The organism is Pelotomaculum propionicicum (assembly GCF_048984525.1).
GTDB classification, from domain to species: domain Bacteria; phylum Bacillota; class Desulfotomaculia; order Desulfotomaculales; family Pelotomaculaceae; genus Syntrophopropionicum; species Syntrophopropionicum propionicicum_A.
Genome location: NZ_JBMGJC010000029.1, coordinates 1 through 2,122 on the forward strand (window position 1 = coordinate 1; position 2,122 = coordinate 2,122).

A 2,122-nucleotide genomic window follows, 5' to 3' on the forward strand; every position below is an offset into this window, starting at 1 on the left:
CCCGCGCTGGGCGATAAAAGTATCCCACAGGGTTTTGTAGAGACCATCCTTTTGCCTTAACCGCTCGTGGCTTCCTTCTTCCGCGATTTCGCCGTTTTTCAACACTATTATGTTGGTCGCCAGCAGCGGCACCAGATTTAGCTTATGGGTGACCAATACGGCGGTCTTTCCGTTGAGGTATTCTTTTAGAATTGTGGATAACTCGTTTTCCGCCAAGACGTCCAAGCTTGTAAACGGCTCGTCGATGATCATCACCGCCCAGTTTTCTTTTATGAGGCATCGTGCGAGGGCGATTCTTTGCCTTTCTCCTCCCGAAACCGCAAAGCCCTTCTCGCCGATCTTTCTTCCGCCCAAGGCCCTGATGCCCACGCGGCCCAGAACCGCATCCACCTTTTCTTTTACGCAGTATGCCCTGCCGAACTCAGCCGACGCGAACAGTTCTGAAAGACGAACGATTTCATACTCCCCGATCATATGTATAATGGCGTCTTCTTCCGTATATCCGGGCAGTTTGGATTCCAAAGGAAAACCCAAAAGGTTTCGTATATTCGCGTAGACGCCCTTTTTCAGTTCCTTCGAAAGCGCGGCCAAGGTCTTTCTTGCGTTTTCCCCGTGTCGATCGGCTATCGCTTTCAATCTTACAAAGTTTTCGCTGTATTCATTTTTAAGCTTAGCCAGTACCGTGTTTCTTTGAGATTCCTCAATACACTCCTTCCCCATTAGTACATTGTAAAAAACATCTTCGTTGAACAGTTCCACGTCCTGGCTGTAATAATTGACAAAGGCGTTCAATAGGGGCTTGGGTATGCTGCGCATATCTTCGCCGCCCAAACATACGATTCCTTTGGCGGCCAGCTCTTCTCCCACTATCAATTTCAACAAGGTGCTTTTTCCGTCGCCGGACACTCCCAGCAACGCGGTCGTAAAGCCACAGGCGAAACCGGTCGAAAGTCTTATTTTCTTCTCCTCCTTCTCCAGAACCCGATCGTTCTGTTCCCTATCCTGATAATACGAAAACTCAATATCGCTCAACGTCAGAATATTGCTGTTCTCGCAATCATTGAACGCGGGTATTTTTATCGTCGTCGGAATGGCTGATTCGAACTTCTTTTGTATCTCGATAAATCGGTCCTTGGAAGGGGCCGCCCAGGCTTCGCCCAAAAAGATGTCGCCCACCGCTTTGCACGGCAAAAGCATTTGCGGAATATAGGCGATAAGCGTCACCAGCGACCCTGAACTTATCGCGCCGCTTTTCATTCCATGTATGCTGATGAGAACGAGGCCGACCATCCCCAATGAAAAAGTCATTTCCTGCAAAGAACTGGAAGTTGAGTTTATCATCCGGATTCGATCGACGCTTTTTATTCGCCTTTCAACTTGTTTTTTAATCCCGCCCAGCACAATCTCTTTTTTCCCGAACCGGGCTATGGAGGAGGCGCCGTTTATGCCCTCTTCCACCAGGGCGGACTCCGCCAATCGTTCCCTGATTTCGTTCTTGGCCGCTTCCTTTTTTATCTTTGCCATCAATAGCGTAATCGTCAAATATATAAGACACATCGCGCCGACCGCGAACAAGTAGTTCTTATCCCATTTGGTGATGATTATCAGTATCGAAACCAGCTGCACCACCGAAAATGCCGCGACTGTATAGGTCGAACACAGCATTTCGGGCAGAGCCTCGGTATACAGCAGCGACCGATACCAGGCCGCCCCCGTTTTTTTGATATCGGCGTTTTTTTGTCCTACGATTCTCTCGTAGGTTTTTATCAACAGCCCCCGCACCGCTTCGCCGTGGGCCTTGCTGTTCAATTTTATGCTTAAAAAGAACATAAGACCCATCGTTATGGCGAGAGCGACGCTTGTCCCGACCTTGGAGCTGATATCGCCCGTGGCGCTCATAACCGCGTCTATCAAGGCTTTCTGCGCAAGAGGTATAAAAAAACCGATGCCGAGATAGAGGACGTACAAGACTTCCGACACGAGAAAGAAACCCCAGCCTTTTCGCGACATATTTCTTTTCATGTATTTCAGAGCTATCAATTAGAGACTCCCTAAAAAACAAGATAAAATCCGCCGGCAGGCGTTGGGAAACCTATTTATTCCATTCATTGCAATCTGTGGG

The 2,122-nt window shown here is 48.6% G+C and carries 1 protein-coding gene; it reads right to left on the reverse strand.

Going from position 1 to position 2,122, the window contains the following annotated elements; genetic code table 11:
- The coding region (locus tag ACOBQJ_RS16925; RefSeq protein ID WP_421072961.1) for an ATP-binding cassette domain-containing protein at window positions 1-2,040 on the reverse strand (2,040 nt) is incomplete at its 3' end.
- Window positions 2,041-2,122: the final 82 nt, after the last annotated feature.